Origin of the sequence: Actinomadura atramentaria DSM 43919 (assembly GCF_000381885.1) — a bacterium.
GTDB lineage: Bacteria > Actinomycetota > Actinomycetes > Streptosporangiales > Streptosporangiaceae > Spirillospora > Spirillospora atramentaria.
On the sequence record NZ_KB907208.1, the window covers coordinates 439,273 to 454,160 of the forward strand.

Sequence of the window (14,888 nt, forward strand, 5' to 3'; positions counted from 1 at the left end):
CCTTCGTCCGCTCTCGTGAAGTATCTCCCCTGGCGGGTGCCGGGTATTCACCCGCCCGCGACGATCTCCGTGGGGATCGCCGGTTCGCCGCGCGACAACTGCCGGGCCTGCGGCGGCAGCTCGGCCAGCGAGGCGCGGTGCCGGTCGCGGGCCGCCGCGAGCGGTTCGCGGCCGACGATCTCGCCGTCCGCCACCAGCGGGACCTGCAGCGCGCGGTCTCGCGCGCCCGCCGCCGCGTCGCCGACCGTCACGACCTCCGCGCAGGCGGTGCCGCGCACGTCCACGCGGCGCAGCGCCGACTTGCGGCCGCCCACGGTCGGCTTGCCGGTGGACCGCTTGGCGACGGACCGCAGCGGCGCGTCCGGGCCGGGCCCGTCCGCGCGGGCGACGAGCTTGTAGACCAGCGACGCGGTGGGCGCGCCCGAGCCCGTCACCAGGGACGTTCCCACGCCGTAGCCGTCCACCGGCGCGGCGGCGAGCGCGGCGATGCCGTACTCGTCGAGGTCGCCGGTGACGATGATGCGGGTGTCGCGGGCGCCGAGCGCGTCGAGCTGGCCGCGCACGCGGCGGGCCAGTTCGCCGAGGTCGCCGCTGTCGATGCGGACGGCGCCGAGTTCGGGCCCGGCCAGTTCGACGGCCGTCCGGACGGCGCGTTCCACGTCGTAGGTGTCGACGAGCAGCGTCGTGGACTTGCCGAGCGAGTCGAGCTGCGCCGCGAACGCGTGCCGCTCGCTGTCGTGCAGCATCGTGAACGCGTGCGCGGCCGTCCCGCCGGTCGGGACGCCGTAGGCGCGGCCCGCCGCGAGGTTCGACGTCGTGGCGAACCCGGCGACGTACGCGGCGCGCGCGGCGGCGACGGCGGCGCGCTCGTGGGTGCGCCGCGACCCCATCTCGATCAGCGGCCGGTCCCCGGCGGCGAGCGCCATCCGCGACGCGGCGGCGGCGATGGCGCAGTCGTGGTTGAGGATCGACAGCACGACGGTCTCCAGCAGCACCGCCTCGGCGAACGTGCCCTCCACGACGAGGATCGGGGAGTTGGGGAAGAAGCACTCGCCCTCGGCGTAGCCGCGCACGTCGCCGGTGAAGCGGTAGTCCGCGAGCCACGCGGCGGTGGGCTCGTCCACGACGCCCCTGCCGGTGAGGAAGTCCAGTTCGTCCGCGTCGAACCGGAAGTCGGCGATGGCGTCCAGGACGCGGCCGGTGCCCCCGACGACCCCGTACCGGCGGCCGGGCGGCAGGCTCCGCGCGAACACCTCGAACACCGAGCGCCGGTCGGCGGTGCCCGAGCGCAGCGCGGCCTGGAGCATCGTCAGCTCGTACTGGTCGGTCAGCAGCCCGGTGCTCTCGCGCATGTCCACGAAAAGAACATTACGGCCACGACCCGGCGCGCCGCCGCTCAGGTCGGCCGCGCGCGATCCGCATAGCATCGGGGGAAACGGCGTGCGCCCGCCGCGCGGCGGGCGCGTCCGAAGCGCGAGGAAGGAAGGCGGTCATGAGCAGCGCACCGGCACCGGTCGAGCTGGAACGCCCGGACCTCGGGGAGGCGGCCGACACGGACCGGCCCTGGCTGACGCTCGTCTGGAACGACCCGATCAACACGATGGACTACGTCACCTACGTGTTCCAGCGGGTGTTCGGCTACGCCAAGCCGAAGGCGGAGAAGCTGATGCTGGACGTCCACCGCAAGGGCCGCGCGGTCGTCGCGAACGGCGGCCGCGAGGAGATGGAGCGGCACGTCGAGGTGCTGCACTCCTACGGGCTGTGGGCGACGGTGAAACGGGATGACTGACGGCGCGGACGAGTCGAACACGAGCTGGTTCCAGGTCGGCGCGCGCCCCGGCGGCGTCCGGGTGCGGCTCGGGAGCGACGCGGCGGGCCTGCTGCGCGCGCTGATGGAGCAGTTGCTCGACCTGGTCGGGGACGCGCCGGACGACGCGTCGGGCCTCGCCGCGTTCGGCATCGCGGAGAGCGCCGAGCGCCCCGACGACCCGGCGCTCGCCCGGCTGTTCCCGGACGGCTACCGGGACGACGACGCGGCGGCCGACGAGTTCCGCCGCTTCACCGAACTGGGCCTGCGCGACGCCAAGCGCGAGACGGCGCGCGCGGTCCTCGACGTCCTCGACACCGCCGACGACGAGCTGACGGCCGAGCTGGACGAGGCCGGCGCGGTCGGCTGGATGCGCGCCGTGAACGACGTCCGCCTGGTCATCGGCACCCGCCTGGACATCGACGAGGACGGCGACAACCGCCCCGACCTCGACCCCGCCGACCCGCGCGCCGCCCTCTACGCGTTCTACGACTGGCTGACCGCGTTCCAGTCCGCTCTGGTGTACGCCCTCGAGTAGCCCCGGTTGGTACGTTGGGCGGTCCGAGGCCGCTTCCCGGGAGGACGGCGCGATGACGTTCGAGTCGACCTTCGAGTCCGTGCGCCGACCCGGACGGCACGGCGGCGCCGCGCACGCCGCCCTGCTGTACGGGTCGCCGGGCGAGTTCGCCCGCGTCGCGGGGGCGCTGTTCGCCGAGGGCCGCGCGGCGGGCGCGCCGACCGTCGCGGTCCTCGCCCCCGGCACCGCCGAGGTCCTGCACGACCGGCTCGGCGCGGACGGCGTCGAGGACGTCGAGTTCCTGGACGCCGGAGCCTGGTTCCGCACCCCCGTCCAAGCGCTGGGCGACCTGGAGGAGCGCGCCCGCGCGAGCTGGTGGCCGCGCGGCACGCTGCGCGTGCTGGCCGAACCGGTCTGGGCGGGCCGCGCCGCCCGCGAGGTCCGCGAGTGGAAGCGCCTGGAGGCGCTGCTGAACGTCGCGCTCGCCGGGACGCCGACCCGGCTGATGTGCGCCTACGACACCCGGTCGCTGCCGACGCCCGTCCTCGCCGACGCCGCCCGCACCCACCCCGAGCTGGTGGACGGCGCGGGCGCGCGGCCCAGCGGCGGGTTCGTCGATCCCGGCGACTTCTGCGCCCGGTGCGACGCCGAGCCGCTGCCGGACCCGCCCGCCGGGGCGGCGTGCCGCGCGTTCGCGACCGGCGGACTGCCGGACGTCCGGGAGTTCCTGGCGCTGGAGGCCGCGCGGCTGGGCGTCCCCGGCGACCGGTCGCTGCCGTTCGTGCTGGCGGTGAACGAGGTCGTCACGATGGCGCTGCGGGAGGGCGGCGGCGCGGCGGAGATCCGCGTCTGGGCGGAGGGCGGCGAGCTCGTCGGGGACGTCCTGGACCCGCGCTACCGGCTGGCGGCGGGCTACTTCGGGCTGCTGCCGCCGGGCGCGCCCGCGGCGGCGGGCGCCCCGCCGCGCGCCCGCGCCCACGCGCACCGCCGGGCCGCGACGATGTGGGCGGTGCGGCGGCTGTGCTCGCTGGTGGAGATCCGCACGGGCGCGCACGGGACGCGCGTCCGGCTCCGCGTCCCCCGCTGAACCGGCACGGGTGAACCGGCACGGGTCCGCCGAAACCGCGCGGGTACCCTAGCGGGCATGCTGACGATCGCTCGTGCCCTGGTTGACCAGATCGTCGCGCACGCGCGCGCCGACCACCCCGACGAGGCGTGCGGAGTGGTCACCGGACCCGCCGGAGCGGACCGGCCCGTCCGGTTCGTCCCGATGACGAACGCGGAACGGTCCCCGACCTTCTACAAGTTCGACCCCGTCGAGCTGCTGAAGCTGGACCGGGAGGTGGACGACCTGGACGAGGAGATCGTGATCGTCTACCACTCGCACACCGCGACGGAGGCGTACCCGTCCCGCACCGACGTGTCGTACGCCGCGTACGCGCCGGACGCGCACTACGTGCTGGTGTCCACCCGGGACGAGACCGAGACCGAGTTCCGGTCCTTCCGCATCGTCGGCGGGGACTTCGAGGGCGGTCGGCGGGTCGGCGCCGAGGTCGTCGAGGAAGAGGTCGTCGTCGTGGAGCCGGCGGGCTGACGCGTCCGGGAGCGGGACTTCGAATCGGTAAAATGGCGAGCATGGTGACGAGCGGGCAGGTGACGGGCGCGGCGCGCCCGTATCCCCGCCGCGCCGCCCACCGCGCGGGGGCCGCGCCGGTGCAGAGCTTCCTCTTCGGGCACTCGCGCGGCCAGATCGTCTACGACTGTCCCCGATCGCGCTGAGACGACCCCCGGAATTTCCCGTGCGCCCCGCCCCGTTGTCCACTGGTGGCGGGGGCACACCTGCGACTTGAAGGAGAGCTTCGCGATGGCGATCGAGGTCCGGATTCCCACGATCCTGCGGAACCTGACGGGCGGCGAGAAGGCCGTCGAGGGCAAGGGCGGGACGCTGGACGAGCTGTTCGGCGACCTGGACTCCCGCCACCCCGGTCTGCGCGACCGGCTGGTGGACGACAAGGGGCTGCGCAAGTTCGTGAACGTCTACCTGAACGACGAGGACGTCCGGTTCCTCGGCGGGCTGGAGGCCGCGGTCTCCGACGGCGACAACGTCACCATCCTCCCGGCCGTAGCCGGCGGCTGAGCCAAGCGGATTCCGTGCCATGCGCTTCGACTCACTGCTGGACTCCCTCGGCCGCACGCCGCTGGTGGGGCTGCCGCGCCTCTCCCCGGGCGGCGGCGTGCGCCTGTGGGCGAAACTGGAGGACCGCAACCCGACCGGGTCGGTGAAGGACCGCCCCGCCTTCTTCATGATCGAGAAGGCGGAGCGGGACGGGCTGCTGACCCCCGGCTGCACGATCCTGGAACCGACCTCCGGCAACACCGGCATCTCCCTGGCGATGGTCGCGAAGCTGCGCGGCTACCGGATGGTGTGCGTGATGCCGGAGAACACCTCCGCCGAACGCCGCCAGCTCCTGGAGATGTGGGGGGCGGAGATCATCTCGTCCCCGGCGGCGGGCGGCTCGAACGAGGCCGTACGGGTGGCGAAGCGCCTCGCCGCCGAGCACCCCGACTGGGTGATGCTCTACCAGTACGGCAACGAGGCCAACGCGCTCGCGCACTACGAGACGACGGGCCCGGAGATCCTGGCCGACCTGCCGACCGTGACGCACTTCGTCGCGGGACTCGGCACGACCGGGACGCTGATGGGCGTCGGCCGGTACCTGCGGGAGAAGAAGCCGGACGTCAAGATCGTCGCGGCCGAGCCCCGGTACGGCGAGCTGGTGTACGGGCTGCGCAACATCGACGAGGGGTTCATCCCCGAGCTGTACGACGACTCGGTGCTGACCACGCGGTTCTCCGTCGGCTCGAAGGACGCGCTGCGGCGCACCCGGGAGCTGCTGGAGCAGGAGGGCGTCTTCGCGGGCATCTCGACGGGCGGCGCGCTGCACGCGGCGCTCGGGATGGCGCGCAAGGCGGTCGCGGCGGGGGAGGACGCCGACATCGTGTTCGTCGTGGCGGACGGCGGGTGGAAGTACCTGTCGACCGGCGCGTACGGCGGCACGCTGGAGGAGGCCGAGGCCGCGCTGGAGGGCCAGCTCTGGGCCTGATCCCGGTTCGGTTCCGTGGACCCGCGTCCCTTCGGGGGCGCGGGTCCGCGCTTGTCGGTAGGATTCTCTAGAACGGCATTCTAGATCTCCCAGGGGTGGACGGCATGAGCAAGTTCGGCGACGCGACGGCGCTGCGGCGCACCGGCGAGGGCCGCTACGACGTCGAACTCGACGCCGACTTCGGCTTCGCCGAGGCCGTCAACGGCGGCTACCTGATGGCCCTGCTCGGCCGCGCCGCCGTGGACGCCGCCGCGCACGCGCACCCGGTCTCGACCGCCGCGACGTTCCTGCGGACGGCCAAGCCCGGCCCGGCCGAGATCGCGGTGGACGTCCGCAAGACCGGCAGGACCGCGACGATGGCGCTGGTCACGCTCCGGCAGGGCGACCGGCCCGTCACCGAGGCGCTGATCACCACCGGGACGCTCGCCGCCGACGCGGCCCCGGCGTACGCGGGCGAGCGGCCCGTCCCCGCCCTGCCGCCGATCGGGGAGTGCCCGGACTTCGGCAACGGCAAGGACGCGAGCGCGCTGGAGGGCTTCGCCGCCTGCGTCGACATGCGCTTCGACCCGGCGACGATGGGCTGGCTGGACGGGCGGCCGACCGGCCGCCCGGAGCAGCGCGCGTGGTTCCGGCTCCGCGACCCGCACGAGCCGGACCCGTTCGTCCTCGCGCTGGCGGTGGACGCGCTCCCGCCCGTCGCGTTGAACGCGGGCGCGCGCGGCTGGTGCCCGACCGTGGAATTGACCTGGCACCTCCGCGCCCTGCCCGCCCCCGGAATGCTGGAGGTCCACGGCAGTTCCCGGATGATCTCCGACGGCTGGTTCGACGAAGAAGTAGAAGTCTGGGACAGCGCGGGCCGTCTGGTGGCGCAGAGCCGCCAGATCGCCCGGATGGCCCGCTGAGTCACCCGCCCGGCATCACATGGTCAGCGGCCTGGCGGGTTTCTCTCATGTGACCGTGTGATGTCGGACGCATGACGCGCCTGTCGGCTCCCGCGTCGCTTAGCCTTGTGCCTCATGTCAGACGCGCCGATCGGGATCTTCGACAGCGGATTCGGCGGGCTCACCGTGGCCCGCGCGATTTTGGATCAGCTTCCGAACGAATCGATCCACTATCTCGGCGACACGGCGCGTCAGCCCTACGGTCCCCGCCCGATCGCGGAGGTCCGCGCGTTCGCGCTGGAAATGCTCGACCGGCTCGTCGACGAAGGCGTCAAGATGCTGGTCATCGCGTGCAACAGCGCCAGCGCGGCGATGCTGCGCGACGCCCGGGAGCGGTACGCGCTCCCGGTCGTCGAAGTGATCAAACCGGCGGTGCGGCGCGCGGCCCGCGCCACCGCCAACGGCCGGGTCGGGCTGATCGCCACCCAGGCGACGGTGACGAGCTGCGCCTACGAGGACGCGTTCGCCGCCGCCCCCCAGATCACGCTGACCAGTGCGGCCTGCCCGCGCTTCGTGGAACTCGTGGAGAGAGGGATCTCGTCCGGCGACGAGCTGCTCGACGTCGCCCGCGGCTATCTGCGGCCGATTGTGGACGCAGGCTGCGACACCCTCATCCTCGGCTGCACGCACTACCCCTTGCTCACCGGCGTCATCAGCTACGTCGCCGGGGACGGGGTCACACTGGTCTCAAGTGCCGATGAGACCGCCAAGGACGTGTACCGGGTGCTGCACGACAGGGGACTCGACCGCGGGGAGTCCCCCGTCCCGCCCGTCCACCGGTTCCGCACGACCGGTGACCCGGCCGTGTTCGCCGCGCTCGGCCGCCGGTTCCTCGGCCCCGAGATCGGCTCGGTGGAGTCCACCGTGAGCAAGGCTCTGACGACCTGATCCCGCGGGACTGCGACAGGAGGACGTGAGCGTGCGGGTCACTGTGATCGGCTGCTCGGGCAGCTTTCCGGGGCCGGAGAGCCCCGCGTCGAGTTACCTCGTGCAGGCCGAGGGGTTCAACCTCGTCCTGGACATGGGCAACGGCGCGCTCGGCACCCTTCAGCGTTTCCATCCGCTGTACGACATCGACGCCGTGTGCGTCTCGCACCTGCACGCCGACCACTGCCTCGACCTGTGCGGCTACTGGGTGGCGCGGACGTACTGTCCCGACGGCCCGGTGCCGCGCATCCCGGTGTGGGGTCCGGCGGGGACGGCGCTGCGGATGGCGAAGGCGTACGACCTGGACCCCGACCCGGGCATGACGGAGACGTTCGACTTCCGGACGCTGGAGCGGGTGTTCGAGGTCGGCCCGTTCCGGATCAGCACCGTCCTGACCCCCCACCCGGTCGAGGCGTACGCGTTCCGGATCGAGCACGACGGCAAGGTCCTGGCCTACTCGGGCGACACCGGGCGGTCGGACGCGCTCGTCGAGCACGTCCGCGACGCGGACCTGTTCCTGTGCGAGGCGTCCTTCCTGGAACAGGAGAACCTCCCCGAGGACCTGCACCTGACCGCCCGCGAGGCGGGGGACCACGCGGCGCGCGCCGGGGTCGGCAAGCTCGTGCTGACCCATCTCGTCCCGTGGAACGACGACGACTGCTCGCTGCTGGAGGCCAAGGGCAGCGACTACACGGGCGAGATCGAGCTGGCGCGGGTCGGGGCGGTCTACGAGCTGTGACGCCGCCCGCTCCCGTCCGGGCGGCGGCCCGGGCGGGCGCGGACGGCCGTTAGGGTGGTCGGCATGCCACGTCCTGACGACCGCGCCCCCGACCAGCTCCGGCCCGTGACGATCCAGCGCGGCTGGCTCGACCACGCCGAGGGGTCGGTGCTCATCGAGTTCGGCGGCACCCGGGTGCTGTGCGCCGCGTCCGTCCAGGACTCGGTGCCGCGCTGGCGGCGCGAGAGCGGCCTCGGCTGGGTCACCGCCGAGTACGCGATGCTGCCGCGCGCCACCAACACCCGCAACGACCGCGAGTCGGTGCGGGGGAAGCTCGGCGGGCGGACGCAGGAGATCTCCCGGCTGATCGGGCGGTCGCTGCGGGCGTGCGTGGACTTCCGGAAGCTGGGCGACAACACCGTCCAGCTCGACTGCGACGTCCTCCAGGCGGACGGCGGGACGCGCACCGCCGCGATCACCGGCGCGTACATCGCGCTCGCGGACGCCGTGTCGTGGATGCGCGACAAGGGGCTGTGCCGCGCCGATCCGCTGCGGACGTCCGTCGCGGCGGTCAGCGTCGGGATCGTCGCCGGGGAGGCCCGGCTGGACCTCTGCTACACCGAGGACTCCGCCGCCGAGACCGACATGAACGTCGTCTGCACGGGCGACGGCCGGTTCATCGAGGTGCAGGGCACCGCCGAGGGCGCGCCGTTCGACCGCGAGGAGCTGGACGGCCTGCTCGACCTCGCCGCCGCCGGCTGCGCCGAGCTGACCCTGGCGCAGAAGGAGGCGCTGGCCCGATGACCGCGCTCGTCCTGGCCACCCGCAACCAGGGGAAGGTCGCGGAGCTGCGGCGCATCCTGTCGGGCGTCGAGGTCGTCGGGCTGGAGGCGTTCCCGGACGCGCCCGAGGTCCCCGAGACCGAGCCGACGTTCGAGGGCAACGCGCTGCTCAAGGCCCGCGCCATCGCCGCGCACACCGGGCTGCCCGCCGTCGCGGACGACTCCGGGCTGTGCGTGGACGCGCTGAACGGGATGCCGGGCGTGCTGTCGGCGCGCTGGTCGGGGCGGTTCGGCGACGCGTCCGGCGACAAGGACCGCGCCAACCTCGACCTGCTGCTCGACCAGCTCGGCGACGTCGCGGACCCGCACCGGGGCGCGTACTTCGTCGCGGCGGCGGTGCTCGTCGTGCCGGGCGGTCCCGAGCACGTCGTGGAGGGCCGCATGTACGGGCGCGTCGTGGACGCGCCGCGCGGCGCGAACGGCTTCGGGTACGACCCGGTGTTCCTGCCGGACGGGCACGACCGGACCACCGGCGAACTCGGCCCGGAGGAGAAGGACGCCATCAGCCATCGCGGGCGGGCGTTCCGGGCCCTCGCGGAGATCATCCCCGGCGCGCTGGCCGCCGCGCGCTGAGCTACCGCGCCCGCTCGGCGAACGCCTCGGCGAGCGCGGCGAACACGGCGTCGCGCAGCGGGGCGTCGGTGATCCAGCGCGCGAGGTGCTCGGCGCGCTCGGGGTCGTCGGCGGCGGACGCGAGGGCGGCCAGGAGCAGCAGGTGGTCGCGGCCCGGTCCGTGGTGGTCGCGCAGCAGCAGGTCGAGGGCCGCGCGGTCGGGGGCGACGGTGCCGTCCGCCGCGACGAACAGTTCGCTCCAGGCGGCGGACGGGGCCGCCGAGAGCGCGCGGTGCAGGACGGGGACCGTCCAGTCCGGCCCGGTCCCGGCGCGCGCGGTCGCGACGGCCGCCAGCGCCTTGAAGACGTACGCGCGGTCGAAGTCGTCCATCGGCCTGCCGACGGCGGCCAGGTCCACCAGGTGCAGGGCGCGGTCCGGGTCGGCGGGGACGATCACCGCCGCGCGGCGCGCCAGCTTCCATGCGGGCGTCCCGGCGGGCTCGTGCGGGTGGGCGGCGATGAGGTGCGCGGCGTGCCGGGCGATGTCGGGGGCGGCGGTCGCGGCGGCCTCCGCGACGTCGATCAGCGCGTCCCCGGCGTGCTGCGGCGGGGCGGCGAACGCGGCCTGGTAGGCGGCGTCGAGCCAGCGCGCGGCGCGGGCCGGATCGGCTGCGGCGACCTCGGCGGCCATCTCGGTGAACGCCTTGCACCTGGTGTGCGGCTCGGTGATGCGGGCGGCGAGGGACTCGGCGCGGTCCGGCGCGCAGCGGGCCGCGCCGACCGCGATGTCGCGCAGGTGGCCGGGCGCGGGCGGGCGGGCCGCCGCGTCGCGCCGCCGCCGGGCGCCGGACGGGTCGGCGTGCGCGAGGCAGCGTTCGGCCGCGTCCAGGAGGGGGCGGGGGTCGGTGCCGTCCTCGGCGGCGGCCAGGATCGTGCGCCACGCGTCCACGCGGACGTCCGGGTCGGAGATCCGGCCGATGACCTGCTCGGCGCGGACGGGATCGGCGGGCGCGAGCGCGACGGCGGTCCACAGCAGCGCGCGGTCCCGTTCCGGGCGCCTGGCCCGCAGCGCGGCCTGCTCGGCGAGGTCGGCCAGGTACCCGGCCCGCGCGGGGTCGGCCGCGTGGGCGGTGGCGGCGACCTCCGCGAGCTGCGACGGACGGGCGGGCGCGTACGCGGGGTCCACCGGGATCGCGACGGCCGCCGACACGGCCTGGCGCATCAGGACGTCCGCCCGCGCGCGGTCGGCGGTGGCCGCGCGGACCGCGGCGGCGGCCAGTGCCCGGGCCCGCAGCGCGGCGACGGGGACGTCCACGGGGCGCGGCCCGGCGCGGTCCAGCAGCCGCAGCGCGCGCTCGGGGTCGACGGCGATGAACCGGTCCGCGAGCGGTTCCAGCAGCTCGTCCTCGACGCGGACGGTCGCGGCCAGGCCCTCGGCCTCGGCGGCGAGCCGCCGCGCCCGGTCGGCCCCGGCCGTCTCGGCGGCCACCAGCAGCGCCGCCGCCCGCCCCACCGGCCACCCGAGGCCGCGCAGATGCTCCTCGGCCCGCCCGGGATCGGCGGCGACGACGGCCTCGGCGACCCCGACGACCGCCTCCCACCGCGCCTCGGCCGCGCTCACCGCCTCCCCGACCCGAAGCGCCCGAGCGACCCCCGCCCACCGCACCGAGCCATCCCCGGCCCCACCCCCCGCCGCAACGAAATCCACCGGCGCGGCATCCGCCTGCGGCGCGGCGCCCAGCGCGGCGGCGTCCGGGGGCGCGGCGCTGGGCGGCTCGTGTGGTTCGGATGCGGTGGGTGAAGGCTCCGGGGGTGCGGTGAGGTCCGGTGGGGGGAGGGTGTCCAGGAGTTCGGTCAGGGTCGGGCGGGCGGTCGGGTCCTTGGCCAGGCAGGCGCTGATCAGGTCGGTGAGGGACTTGGGGACGTCGGTCAGGTCCGGCTCGTCGTTGACGACGCGGAACATGAGCGTGTGCGCGCCGCCGGTGCCGAACGGCCCGCGGCCCGTGGCGGCGAAGACGAGCACCGCACCGAGCGCGAAGACGTCCGCGGCGGGGCCGATGTCGCGGCCGAGGACCTGCTCGGGCGCCATGAACGCGGGCGTGCCGATCACCGCGCCGGACACCGTGGCGGTCGTCGCGTCCAGCGCGCGGGAGATGCCGAAGTCGATGAGCCGCGGCCCGTCGTCCGCCATGATCACGTTCGCGGGCTTGAGGTCGCGGTGGACGAGCCCGCAGCCGTGGACGGCCGTCAGCCCCTCGGCCAGCCCCGCCCCCAGCACGCGCAGCGCCGCCTCCGGCAGCGGCCCGTCCGCCGTGACGGCCGTGTGCAGCGACGGCCCCGCCACGTACGCGGTGACGAGCCACGGCGGGTTCGCGTCCGGATCGGCGTCCACGACCTGCGCCGTGTAGAACCCCCCAACGCGCCGCGCCGCCTCCACCTCGATCGAGAACCGCCGCCGGAACTCGGCGTCGTCGGCGAACTCGGAGCGGATCACCTTCACCGCGACCGGGCGTCCGCCGCGCGACCGGCCGAGGAACACCTGCCCCATCCCGCCGCCGCCCAGCCGCCCGAGCAGCGCGTAGTGCCCGACCTGACGCGGATCGTCCGCCCGCAGCGGCTCCATGCCCCACCCTCGAAGAACCGGCCCATCTTCACGACACGGGTGATTGTTCCAGCCGGGCGCCGCCGGACGAAAACGGCGTTACGGGCGCGGCAGCGGGTCCGGCGTCGCGGCGCACCCGACCTGGAGCCCCGGCAGCATGTTCCAGCCCACCGTCGTGATGACCTCGTGGAGCTGCGACGGCATCCGGTCCAGGATCAGCGGGCCGCGCCCCGCGCGCCGCGCCGCGACCTCCGCGAGCATGTTGAGCGCGCCGAGGTCGATGAACCGCAGCTCGGCCAGGTCCAGGTGGACGGGCCCGTGGTCGCCGCCCGCCAGCACCAGCGCGAGCGCCTGGTCCAGGACGGTGTGCCGGGACGCGTCCAGCTCCCCGCTCAGCGCCAGCCCGCGCGGATCGAACGTCCGGACGATCTGCAGCACCGCGTCCTCGAAGTCGGGGTCGGGCGCGGCGTGGACGGCGTGCGCCGCGCGCAGCCGCGCCATCGTCTCCGGCGGCACGCGCCGCCGGTCGGCCCGGCAGATCGCGCTGATCGCCGTGCTCGGCCGCACCAGCCGCTCCACCGCCGCCTCGCAGTCCAGCAGGTCCCGCGCGGCCTCCGGGTCGCGGGCGGCGCACGTCAGGTCGGCGGTGACGCGGATCGCGGCGAACCCGGCGCGCTCCGCCGCCGCGACCTCGGCGGCCAGCGCCGCGAGCGCCGGGCCCGGCCCGTCATGGCCGGTCTCCAGCACCGTCAGCAGGCTCGCGGGCGGCCGCCCGACGACGCCGGGGATCTCCGGATGCGCGTCGGCGCACAGGTAGATCACCTTGTCCCGCGCGAGCAGGCCCTCCCGGACGAACGCCCCGACGACGTGGTCGTGCTCCTCGACGCCGCAGTACCCCAGCCACGCGTGGTCGCCGGGCCGGATGCGGCCGACCGGCCGCCGCACCGACCAGAAGGTCTCCATCGCCGTCACCGCCGTCTCACCCGGTCCGCCTCCGCCCGTCGGTCCCGGCCGCCGTCAGCGGCGGACGCGGAGCCGGACGAACGTGCCGCCCCAGCCGCCCCGCATCTCCACCAGGTCGACCAGCAGCCGCACCGTCCACAGCCCGAACCCGGTGTCCAGCGCCGATCTCGGCGGGACGAACCCGGTCAGCGGACCGGGCCGCCAGTGCCCGTGGTCGCCGATCTCGCAGTTCAGGTCGTCGCCGGCCGTCCACACCCAGGCCCCCATCGGCGGGACGCCGTGCGCGAGCGCGTTCGCGGCGACCTCGTTGGCGGCGGTGACGAGGTTCTGCGCGGCGGCGGGCGTCAGCCCGTGCGCGTTCGCGCGGCTGGCGACGAACAGCCGCAGCGGCTGCAGGTCGTCGGACTCGATCGCCAGGTACTCGGCGTCGTCGGGCCGCTCGAAGCGGCGGCCCCGGTCGCAGATCGCGCCGAACGACACCGGGTCGGTGTACGCCTCGCTGTCGCGGTGCTCCGCGCCGTCGGTCAGCAGCGGGTGGGTGAGGCGCACCTGGTCGACGACGTCGGCGGGCAGCGCCGACCGGTCGTAGGGGCACAGCGAGGACGCGTCGCAGTTGGCGAACACCACGTTGATCAGCGACTCGTAGCGGACCCACTCGACGCGCTGCCGGGCGTCGTGCCCGTCCCACACCGGCTCGGCCACCGCGTGGACCGGCAGCGGCGCCTTGCGCTCCACCAGCTCCAGGTACGACTTCAGCGTGCGGACGGGGTGCCGGTAGAACTCCGCCGAGTCGTAGAACTCGATCGCGTCGCCGTAGGACGCCAGCTCCTCGCGGAGCGCCGCCAGGTTCGGCTCGCGGACGACGGCGACCGCCGCGCGGCCCTCCTCGACGCCCTGCCGCAGGAACGCCGACGTCGCCGCGAGGAAGCCGTCCCGGTCGTCGTACAGCAGGGCGCGGTGCGTGAGGCTCATGCGGTCGCGCCCCCGTCCGCCGCGCCGCGGACGCTGCCGCGGACGAGTCCGGGCAGCCGGTGCCAGCCCACCATGTCGATCACGTTCTCCACGTTCGCCGGGAGGTCGTCCAGGATGAGTGCCTCGCCCGCGCGCAGGGTGCGCGCGTACCGGGCGAGCAGGTTGAGCGCGCCGAGGTCGAGGAAGCCGAGCCGCGAGCAGTCCAGGTGGACGCCGCGCCGGTCGGCCAGCAGGCGGCCCAGGTGCTCGGTGAACACCGCGTGCCGGGCGGCGTCCAGCTCGCCCTCGACCCGCAGCCCGCGCGGCGCGAAGCTCCGCGCGATCTTCGGGGTGCCGTCGTCGAACAGCGGGTTCACCTCGACCAGCACCTCGTGCGTCGCGGCGAGGGCCGCGAGCTGGTCGGGCGGGCAGCGGCGGCGGTCGATCTGGCAGATCGCCATCGCGACGGTGCTCGGCGACACCGCGTGCGCCAGCCGGTCCTCGCAGCCGAGCAGGCCGGCGATGTCGGCGCGGCCGTCGAACAGCCACGTGTAGTCCGTCGTGACGCGGACGGCCCGGAACCCGGCGTCGTAGCCCTGCTCGACCTCGCGCTCGACGGTGCGGCTGAGCCGGTCGGGGTCGAAGCCGCCCGCGCGGTCCAGGCAGGACTCGGCGCGCCGCAGCACGCGGAGCTGGCCGCTTCCGGTGTAGGGCGCCGGGTCGAGCCCGCCGAGGCCCGGCAGCAGCTCCGGCGCGGCGTCGGTGATGTAGAGAAGCTTCTCGCCCGTCTTGAGCGCCCCGGCGACGAAGGGACCGACGACGTGGTCGCGTTCCTCGGCGCCCGAGTACGGGAACCATGCGTGGTCGCCCGGCCGGACGTCGTCGACGCATCTGGTGTCGAACCAGCTCCTCATGGCCTGCCCATCGAGGTTGGTGCGGATTGGTTCAGCGTACGCCGCCCGAG

Annotated in this window: 17 protein-coding genes; 12 read left to right on the plus strand and 5 right to left on the minus strand. The window is 74.9% G+C overall.

Going from position 1 to position 14,888, the window contains the following annotated elements; translation table 11 throughout:
* Window positions 1-47: 47 nt before the first annotated feature.
* A complete protein-coding gene (locus G339_RS0102045; RefSeq protein WP_019629411.1) occupies window positions 48-1,352 on the minus strand; it encodes a nicotinate phosphoribosyltransferase in 1,305 nt (434 codons plus the stop codon).
* A gap of 140 nt (window positions 1,353-1,492) precedes the next feature.
* Here G339_RS0102045 and clpS point away from each other — a divergent pair, with 140 nt between their 5' ends.
* The 12 genes from clpS (at window position 1,493) to rdgB (ending at window position 9,429) form a co-directional block, all read left to right on the plus strand.
* Window positions 1,493-1,789: an ATP-dependent Clp protease adapter ClpS gene (clpS, locus tag G339_RS0102050; protein WP_019629412.1), complete on the plus strand. Its 297-nt coding sequence runs from the start codon at window positions 1,493-1,495 to the stop codon at window positions 1,787-1,789.
* Window positions 1,782-2,345, plus strand: coding sequence for a DUF2017 domain-containing protein (locus G339_RS0102055; RefSeq protein ID WP_019629413.1), 564 nt, complete (start codon window positions 1,782-1,784; stop codon window positions 2,343-2,345). Before clpS ends, G339_RS0102055 begins: the two co-directional genes overlap by 8 nt.
* 52 nt (window positions 2,346-2,397) lie before the next feature.
* A complete protein-coding gene (locus tag G339_RS0102060; protein WP_019629414.1) occupies window positions 2,398-3,411 on the plus strand; it encodes an MEDS domain-containing protein in 1,014 nt (337 codons plus the stop codon).
* Between the two features lie 57 nt (window positions 3,412-3,468).
* Window positions 3,469-3,918 (plus strand): M67 family metallopeptidase, encoded by a 450-nt coding sequence (locus G339_RS0102065; protein ID WP_019629415.1) that lies wholly within the window; start codon window positions 3,469-3,471, stop codon window positions 3,916-3,918.
* Between the two features lie 41 nt (window positions 3,919-3,959).
* Complete coding sequence (locus G339_RS38415) at window positions 3,960-4,103, plus strand: hypothetical protein (RefSeq protein ID WP_157407242.1); 144 nt, start codon at window positions 3,960-3,962, stop codon at window positions 4,101-4,103.
* A gap of 85 nt (window positions 4,104-4,188) precedes the next feature.
* On the plus strand, window positions 4,189-4,461 hold the full coding sequence (locus tag G339_RS0102075; protein ID WP_019629417.1) for a MoaD/ThiS family protein: 273 nt from the start codon (window positions 4,189-4,191) through the stop codon (window positions 4,459-4,461).
* A gap of 19 nt (window positions 4,462-4,480) precedes the next feature.
* Window positions 4,481-5,428, plus strand: coding sequence for a PLP-dependent cysteine synthase family protein (locus G339_RS0102080; protein ID WP_019629418.1), 948 nt, complete (start codon window positions 4,481-4,483; stop codon window positions 5,426-5,428).
* A gap of 104 nt (window positions 5,429-5,532) precedes the next feature.
* On the plus strand, window positions 5,533-6,330 hold the full coding sequence (locus tag G339_RS0102085) for a thioesterase family protein (protein WP_019629419.1): 798 nt from the start codon (window positions 5,533-5,535) through the stop codon (window positions 6,328-6,330).
* Between the two features lie 114 nt (window positions 6,331-6,444).
* Window positions 6,445-7,257, plus strand: coding sequence for a glutamate racemase (gene murI, locus G339_RS0102090; protein ID WP_033322186.1), 813 nt, complete (start codon window positions 6,445-6,447; stop codon window positions 7,255-7,257).
* Window positions 7,258-7,288: 31 nt separating this feature from the next.
* A complete protein-coding gene (locus G339_RS0102095) occupies window positions 7,289-8,035 on the plus strand; it encodes an MBL fold metallo-hydrolase (protein ID WP_026341064.1) in 747 nt (248 codons plus the stop codon).
* Window positions 8,036-8,098: 63 nt separating this feature from the next.
* A complete protein-coding gene (gene rph / locus G339_RS0102100; protein WP_026341065.1) occupies window positions 8,099-8,818 on the plus strand; it encodes a ribonuclease PH in 720 nt (239 codons plus the stop codon).
* Window positions 8,815-9,429 carry an RdgB/HAM1 family non-canonical purine NTP pyrophosphatase gene (gene rdgB / locus G339_RS0102105; RefSeq protein ID WP_019629423.1) on the plus strand — a complete coding sequence of 205 codons (615 nt, stop codon included), beginning with the start codon at window positions 8,815-8,817 and terminating at the stop codon, window positions 9,427-9,429. Before rph ends, rdgB begins: the two co-directional genes overlap by 4 nt.
* Window position 9,430: 1 nt before the next feature.
* Here rdgB and G339_RS39655 read toward each other — a convergent pair whose 3' ends face one another.
* The 4 genes from G339_RS39655 to G339_RS0102125 form a co-directional block, all read right to left on the minus strand.
* The gene (locus G339_RS39655; protein ID WP_019629424.1) at window positions 9,431-12,031 is read right to left on the minus strand and encodes a serine/threonine-protein kinase; all 2,601 of its coding nucleotides are present in this window, start codon (window positions 12,029-12,031) and stop codon (window positions 9,431-9,433) included.
* A 78-nt stretch (window positions 12,032-12,109) separates the two neighbouring features.
* The gene (locus tag G339_RS0102115; protein ID WP_033322189.1) at window positions 12,110-12,973 is read right to left on the minus strand and encodes an MEDS domain-containing protein; all 864 of its coding nucleotides are present in this window, start codon (window positions 12,971-12,973) and stop codon (window positions 12,110-12,112) included.
* Between the two features lie 54 nt (window positions 12,974-13,027).
* Window positions 13,028-13,945, minus strand: coding sequence for a sensor histidine kinase (locus G339_RS0102120; protein ID WP_019629426.1), 918 nt, complete (start codon window positions 13,943-13,945; stop codon window positions 13,028-13,030).
* Window positions 13,942-14,838, minus strand: coding sequence for an MEDS domain-containing protein (locus tag G339_RS0102125; protein WP_019629427.1), 897 nt, complete (start codon window positions 14,836-14,838; stop codon window positions 13,942-13,944). The genes G339_RS0102120 and G339_RS0102125 overlap by 4 nt, the downstream gene beginning before the upstream one ends.
* Window positions 14,839-14,888 lie beyond the last annotated feature (50 nt).